5 protein-coding genes are annotated in these 7,238 nt (G+C 59.7%); 2 read left to right on the top strand and 3 right to left on the bottom strand.

Annotated elements, in window-relative coordinates; genetic code table 11:
- Positions 1 to 178: 178 nt before the first annotated feature.
- Complete coding sequence (locus tag PMI28_RS16815) at positions 179 to 1,003, top strand: SDR family oxidoreductase (protein WP_007985985.1); 825 nt, start codon at positions 179 to 181, stop codon at positions 1,001 to 1,003.
- A gap of 118 nt (positions 1,004 to 1,121) precedes the next feature.
- On the opposite strand, the gene gbcB is transcribed toward PMI28_RS16815, so the two are convergent.
- The gene (gene gbcB, locus PMI28_RS16820; RefSeq protein WP_007985984.1) at positions 1,122 to 2,222 is read right to left on the bottom strand and encodes a glycine-betaine demethylase subunit GbcB; all 1,101 of its coding nucleotides are present in this window, start codon (positions 2,220 to 2,222) and stop codon (positions 1,122 to 1,124) included.
- Positions 2,223 to 2,517: 295 nt separating this feature from the next.
- Here gbcB and gbcA point away from each other — a divergent pair, with 295 nt between their 5' ends.
- A complete protein-coding gene (gene gbcA / locus PMI28_RS16825; protein WP_007985983.1) occupies positions 2,518 to 3,813 on the top strand; it encodes a glycine-betaine demethylase subunit GbcA in 1,296 nt (431 codons plus the stop codon).
- A 107-nt stretch (positions 3,814 to 3,920) separates the two neighbouring features.
- Here the strand turns inward: gbcA and PMI28_RS16830 are convergent, their stop codons facing one another.
- Positions 3,921 to 5,165 carry a metallophosphoesterase gene (locus PMI28_RS16830; RefSeq protein WP_007985982.1) on the bottom strand — a complete coding sequence of 415 codons (1,245 nt, stop codon included), beginning with the start codon at positions 5,163 to 5,165 and terminating at the stop codon, positions 3,921 to 3,923.
- Positions 5,166 to 5,192: 27 nt separating this feature from the next.
- Positions 5,193 to 7,061, bottom strand: coding sequence for a hypothetical protein (locus PMI28_RS16835; RefSeq protein WP_007985981.1), 1,869 nt, complete (start codon positions 7,059 to 7,061; stop codon positions 5,193 to 5,195).
- Positions 7,062 to 7,238 lie beyond the last annotated feature (177 nt).

The following is a 7,238-nucleotide window of genomic DNA, read 5'->3' as shown; positions in this document are numbered from 1 at the left end:
CTTGCTCGCGAAAGCGGTAGTACATTCAGCATCTGCGGTAACTGACCCACCGTATTCGCGAGCAAGCCCGCTCCCACAGAAGCCAATCCAGTCGCCCCTCATCGTTCGCACCTGAAGACTTCGTCTACATTGTTTGTCGAGCCGACCCGCTCACATAACAACAATCAGGAGCGTCAGCATGTCATTGCAAGGCAAAACCCTGTTCATCACCGGCGCCAGCCGTGGCATCGGCCGCGAGATTGCGCTGCGGGCCGCACGCGATGGGGCCAACATAGTGATCGCCGCCAAAAGTGCCGACCCCCACCCCAAGCTGCCGGGGACGATTTTCAGCGTGGCCCGGGAAGTGGAAGCCGCAGGCGGCAAGGCGCTGGCCTTGCAGGTGGATGTGCGTGAAGAGGATGCCGTACGTGAAGCGCTGGCCCGGGCCAACGAACATTTCGGCAGTATCGATGCGCTGATCAACAACGCCGGGGCGATCAAGCTGACCGGAGTCCAACACCTCGAACTCAAGCGTTTTGACCTGATGCACCAGATCAACACCCGTGCCGTATTGCTGTGCAGCCAAGCTGCTTTGCCCTATCTGAAGAAGTCCGGCGGCCATATCCTCAATCTTTCCCCGCCGCTGAACCTGGCCACCAAATGGTTCGCCCAATACAGCCCCTACACCGTCACCAAGTACGGCATGAGCATGCTGACCCTGGGCATGAGCGAGGAATTCAAGAACTACGGCATCAGCGTCAACTCGCTGTGGCCACAGACCATGATTGCCACTGCAGCCATCGAGTTTCAGTTGGGATCGCGCGAGTCATTCAAGCATGCGCGCACGCCTGCGATCATGGCCGATGCGGCGCATGTGATTCTGAGCAGCGCAAACCGTAGCTTGACCGGACGGTTGTTGATCGATGAGGAAATACTGCGAGAACACGGTGTAACCGAGTTCGAGCACTATCGGTTCGCGCCCGACAGCGATGCAGCACTGATGCCTGACTTGTTTGTAGATTGAAACACCGACCATTGTGGGAGCGGGCTTGCTCGCGAAGGCGTCGGATCAGTCAACATTGATGTTGAATGACACACCGCCTTCGCGAGCAAGCCCGCTCCCACAGGTTTTACGATGTGAATCAGTACTCGATGCGCACGTCGCCCTTCGGCACGCTGCAGCACGACAGGATGAACCCTTCGGCTTCGTCTTCCTCGGTGATCCCGCCGTTGTGTTCCATCTCCACTTCGCCGCCCAGCTTCAACACCTTGCAGGTGCCGCAGATGCCCATGCCGCACGCCTTGGGAATCATCAGGCCAACCTTCGCCGCCGCCGCATGCACGGTTTCGCCCGGGGCCACGCGGATGCTCTTGCCGGAGGCGGTAAATTCCACCTCGTGCAAATCCGCCGCATCGATTTCCGGTGCCTCGGCAGCCTGTTCGGCATTCTCCACGGCATCGGCGATCGCCTCTGGCGGCGTGGCGCCAAAGGATTCCTCGTGGTAGTGCTTCATATTGAAGCCGGCGTTTTCCAGCAGGCGCTTGACCGCGTTCATATACGGCGTCGGGCCGCAGCAGAACACTTCGCGCTCAAGGAAGTCCGGAACCATCAATTCGAGCATCTTGTGGTTCAGATAACCACGGTAACCGGCCCACGGCTCACCGAAACCGTGTTTTTCGCAAATCAGGTGCAGATTGAAGTTTTCGATCCGCGCCGCCATATGTTCCAGCTCGCGGTGATAAATGATGTCCTTGGGCGAGCGGGCGCTATGGATGAACGCCATGTCAACGTTGCCGTTGGTGTCGAAGAACCAGCGTGCCATGGACATGCACGGTGTGATCCCCACGCCGCCGCTGAGGTACAGCACTTTCGGGTTTGGGAAATCAATGGCGTTGAACAGCCCCACCGGGCCGTGCACTGCCAGTTCGTAGCCCTCATGCAGGGTGTCGTGCAACCAGTTCGAGACCTTGCCGCCCGGAACCCGCTTGATCGTCACCGAAAAGCTGTAAGGCACCGAAGGCGAACTGGAAATGGTGTACGAACGCATGATCGGCTGGCCTTCAATCTCCAGCTCCAGGGTGACAAACTGCCCCGGCTTGAAGAAGAACATGATCGGCTGATCGGCCATGAAGCAAAAGGTGCGCACATCCCAGGTTTCCTGGATGACTTTGACGCAACGGACGATGTGTCGACCATTGGCCCAGGTCTGGGTGGTTACCGGGTTCAGGAAGTTATTGGACATGCTGATCTCCACGGCCGACTGTCGGCCTTCATGTTGGCGATTCTGCGTATAGCGCGAACCACCCATTTACCTATCTGCGACATTGACATGCTTATCGCGACCAGCCCCCAACTGCCGGGGCTTGCGCGTCGGGAACAGATTGCACCATGTCGCCCATGGATAAGGTTCTGGCCGGCGCCGGCCCCACACTCGCCCCATACCAAGACATAACCTTTACACCTTGCGTAGCACCCTGAACAGCACACCTGATTAGCCACTTTCGCCGGCCACACAGAATGGCCTTGAGGATTAAACGATGGACGTCACTACTACCCTGAGCCTGGGCGATCCGCTGGAACCCGCACGCAAGGCCACCGCCCAGATGCTGCAAGAGCGCGAGCGCACGTTCTCGCTGCCGCAGCCGTTTTACTCTGACGAGCGCCTGTTTGATATCGACATGCAGGAAATCTTTCAGAAAGAGTGGCTGATCGCCGGCATGACCTGCGAGATCCCCACCAAGGGCAACTACCTGACCCTGCAGATCGGCAAGAACCCGATCATCGTCATCCGTGGTGCCGAAGGCGTGGTGCACGCGTTCCATAACGTCTGCCGCCACCGTGGCTCGCGCCTGTGCACCAGCGACAAGGGCAAGGTCGCCAAGCTGGTTTGCCACTACCACCAGTGGACCTACGAACTCGACGGTCGCCTGCTGTTCGCCGGCACCGAAATGGGCGCCGACTTCGACATGAATCAGTACGGCCTCAAACCGGTGAACGTGAAGACCGCCGGCGGCTACATCTTCATCAGCCTGGCGGAGAACCCGCCGGCCATCGATGACTTCCTGTCGACGCTCAACCATTACATGGAACCGTACGACATGGAAAACACCAAGGTGGCGGTGCAAACCACCTTGATGGAAAAGGCCAACTGGAAGCTTGTGCTGGAAAACAACCGCGAGTGCTACCACTGCAACGCGTCGCACCCGGAACTGCTGAAAACCCTGCTGGAATGGGACGACGTCACCGACCCGCGCGCCGACCAGGCGTTCAAGGACCACGTCGCCGCCTCCGCCGCTGCCTGGGAAGCCGAGAAGATTCCTTACGCCCACGCCAGCTTCGGCCTGCGTAACCGCATCGTGCGCATGCCGCTGCTCAAGGGCACCGTATCGATGACCATGGACGGCAAACAGGGCTGCGCCAAACTGATGGGCCGCATCAAGAACCCGGACCTGGGCTCGATGCGCATCCTGCACCTGCCGCACTCCTGGAACCACTGCATGGGCGACCACATCATTGTGTTCACCGTGTGGCCGATCAGCGCCCAGGAAACCATGGTCACCACCAAGTGGATCGTGCACAAGGACGCGGTCGAAGGCGTGGACTACGACGTGGAGCGCATGCGCCAGGTCTGGGACGCCACCAACGACCAGGACCGTCGCCTGGCCGAAGAGAACCAGCGCGGCATCAACTCCACCGCCTACCAGCCTGGCCCGTACTCCAAGACCTATGAGTTTGGCGTGGTCAACTTCGTGGACTGGTACAGCGAGCGTCTGCTGAGCAATCTTGGGGCCGAGCCTGCGCCGTACCTCAAAGGGGTTCCGGTTAGCGGCTGATCAAGATCAAAAGCTTCGCGAGCAAGCCCGCTCCCACAATGATTTGTGTCGCTCACAAAACCTGTGGGAGCGGGCTTGCTCGCGAAAACGGCCTCACATTCACCCCATCAGCTTGAAGACCACCGCACCGTCCCATTCTCGCCAATAAACGTCTCTTCGATGTTCTCCCCCACCAGCCGCACCTTCACATACCCGTTCAATACCCGATCCGGATAGGCCGGATCCCGCGCATTCTGCGTTTCTGACCACAACACCCGCGAATGCCCGTTCAGCTCACTGGCATTGCCATAGGGAATCGCCCCATGCCCGGCGCAACGTGCGTGCAACCCGCCCTGGGCCGCGTAGCAGATGCCATTATGCAAATGGCCCCAATACCAGTAGTCCGGCTCGCGCCCCAGTGCATCGCACACCGGTTGATACAGCGCGGTCTTGTTGTGCCCTGAGATGTCAAAGCCCTGATGATGACTGAGCACCATCAGTTTCTTGCGCTTTGGCAGGCTTTTCATCCAGTCGATCTGCGGTTGGTTCAGGGTGCCATCCATGTACAGGTTCATGGCGTCCGAGGCATACGCCGAGTCGAGGCCGATCACCAGCCAGTCGTCGTTGTACAGCGCGAAGTAACTGGTGCCCTGCTGCACCGGAAAACGCTCGGCCAGTTCCTTGAAATAGCCGTGGGCGCCGCTGTACATCTCGTGGTTGGAATTGAGCGTGAACGAACCCTGCGTGCCCATCGGCCAACCGGCCATGTCCGCGTCCTCCTGGGAACGGGTGCCGGCGTAGTACACATCCCCCAGGTGAATGGTGAAATTGGCCCGGGCCAGTTGCATCTGATTGGCCACCGCCACCGCCGGGGCATGGCTGTCGAATGGCCCGGTGCCCCAGTCGCCGGCGATCGCCAGGGTCACGTCGCGTTCCATTTTCACCAATGCCGGGTTCGTGGCGAACGGTGCGTGATGGCGCAGGTTTTCGATCCACTTCAGCAGCGCCTCGCTCCATAAAAGATCGAGTAGTTCCCATTTGCGGCAACCGAGCAGACTGCCGTCCTTCAGCACCTGGGTTTTCAGCTGATCCACCGATTGCGGCAACGGGCTGGCGTTACCGATGCGCAGGATCGACAAGCCGTGGGCCAACTCCCACGGCACGCTCGGCTGATCGTCCGGCAACTCACCGTGCTTGAGCACGTACTGCGCCTGATCATGACCCCGTTGCAGCAGCGCGATGATCGCCTGGAACTCCTCGGGCTCGAGCTCGCTGATGAGCTTCATCCAGGCTATTTCCACCCGTGCGAACAAACCGTGCAGGCGCACCTTGACCTTGTCGTATTCATGTTCCCAATGAGCAGCTAATGACATGTTGGCACTCCTCCATCCGTAGTGGATTCACAGGGTTTTCATGAACTCAATGAGCGCCCGCTTATCGAGTTCCGACAGTTGCGTGCCGTATAGATGGCCACCGTTGTGGTTGCCCTCCAGACGAGTGTCGTATTTGAAGTCCGCCGAGGCTTTCACTTGCTCGCCACTGGTGACGAAACCAACCTTGTCCTGGTCGTAAATGTCGGAGCCAGTGAAGAACACCTGCGGCCGTAGTTGCGGTGGTTGCAGCAAATCCCACAGTGTCGGCACCGAACCGTTGTGCAAGTACGGCGCGCGTAACCAGATGCCGTCGGTGGGCGTGTTGCTGTAGCTCTGGGTCTTGCGGTAGGCGCCAAAATCGAACGGCGATTTCTTGAAGCCGTGGAAGGCCGTCACCAGACCAGTGGTGAACGAATTCAGCCGATGGGGATCGGTACCCAGTTCATCAATGTTGGTGGTGACCTGACCGGTGTCGGTGCGGCCGAAATCATGGCAACCGGCGCAGTTGTTTTCCCAGACCGGCTTGCCCCGGGCGACCTTGGCCTGATCCAGCGCGAACGGCCAGGCCGGTGCCTTGTGGCCCAGCAGCCAGTTGGTCACCCGGTTGAAACTGGCCGGCAGCACCGACTCCGGCGTCGCGCCCACAGCCATGGCCGCCGCATAGTTGCGCTCGTGGATGTCGTTGTTGTTGCCGTCCCAGTGCAGGTACAGCGACTCCCGGGGTTTCTGGTTCCAGACTTGTGGCAAGTCGACGGTGCCGATGGTCGAGTCATCCGGGAAGCCGAATACCACCATTTTCGTCGGGTTGAAGGTGTCGGTGCGACCCGGCCCTTGCGGTGCGCGCAATTGTTGCCAGGCATAGGCCTGTTTCTGCTTGATCAGCGCGCTCGTGGCCATCGGGATGATCAGGTAGCGGTTGTACAACCGCTCGAAAAATCCGAGCTGGAACTTGCTGTTGATCGCCGCCATCACCGCATCGGTGGTGAATTTCGGGTCGCTGGCGCAATCGTAGGCGAACCACTGGAAGGCTTGCAGTTGCAGGGTGTTGGCCGGCGCACTGGCCACCGCAGTGGCGACGTCGCTGGCATTGGCGCGGTAGGAGCCGGTATGGCACAGCGCGCAGTTGGGCTCCACGGTCGGGTAGCCGATTTGTCGTTTGGCCATGCCGATCGGCAGATCCTTGCCGTTTTCGTAGAGGAAACCGAACACTTCGTAGCCGCCAGGCTTCGGCAATTTTTCCGGGCACATTTGCGGCAGCACGGCGAACAGGTAATACGGGATCCGCGCCTCAATACCGAGGCCAATGGCGGCGTACTTGTAGTGGTCTTCGTCGGAAGCGTATTGCTCGGCCGGCACCACCCGCAGCATCTGATACCAGGTCTGGTAACCGATGAACCCCAGCGCCAGCACCACGATCAGCGTGGCGACCTTGAAGCTGTGCTGCTGCCAGCGTCGCGCCCAGGCTGCACACCACTCGCGCCAGCCGTCGCGAAGCAACGCCCAGGGCCGATTGACCGGAGCGCTGCCCAGGTACAGCAGAATCCCGAGGATCAGAAACATGCTCAGATCGCCCAGCAGCATCGGCACGAATACCTGGGCCTGGTTGCTGGTGTTGATCAGGTAGATCCAGAACGCCACGGCGACCAGTCGCGACAACACGCACAACCACGAATGCACGACATAGCGCGGTGCGTTGAAGCCTGATGGCATGTAGAACAGGCTGATCCCCACCAGCAGCATGCCGGCATTTTCCAGCCACGGGTCGGAGAGTTGCGGCGGCATACCGAGCATCGAGGTCAGCAATGCCGGCGCAAAGAGCGCCGGGATTGCGAACACCATGTTCATTAAAATGCCTAGCCAGATGAAGCGTTGAAACCAGCGGATGTAACTGTCCATAGCATCCCTTTCCTTGTAGTCACCAATCCCAAGTCAGCACACGGCTTTTGTGGCGAGGGAGCTTGCTCCCGCTCGGCTGCGAAGCAGTCGTAAAACCAGAAAACGCGGTGTATCCGATAGATCGCATCCTCAGGTTTTGGGGCTGCTACGCAACCCAGCGGGAGCAAGCTCCCTCGC

It is taken from the genome of Pseudomonas sp. GM48, from assembly GCF_000282335.1.
Classification (GTDB): Bacteria; Pseudomonadota; Gammaproteobacteria; order Pseudomonadales; family Pseudomonadaceae; genus Aquipseudomonas.
Note: the sequence above shows the minus strand (reverse complement) of the source record. Positions and strands in the feature narration are given on the sequence as shown.

Excerpts from the sequence above, each read along its gene's own strand:
- gbcA (WP_007985983.1), top strand. The coding sequence starts at position 2,518 with ATGGACGTCACTACTACCCTGAGCCTGGGCGATCCGCTGGAACCCGCA.
- PMI28_RS16830 (WP_007985982.1), bottom strand. The coding sequence starts at position 5,165 with ATGTCATTAGCTGCTCATTGGGAACATGAATACGACAAGGTCAAGGTG.
- PMI28_RS16815 (WP_007985985.1), top strand. The coding sequence starts at position 179 with ATGTCATTGCAAGGCAAAACCCTGTTCATCACCGGCGCCAGCCGTGGC.
- gbcB (WP_007985984.1), bottom strand. The coding sequence starts at position 2,222 with ATGTCCAATAACTTCCTGAACCCGGTAACCACCCAGACCTGGGCCAAT.
- PMI28_RS16835 (WP_007985981.1), bottom strand. The coding sequence starts at position 7,061 with ATGGACAGTTACATCCGCTGGTTTCAACGCTTCATCTGGCTAGGCATT.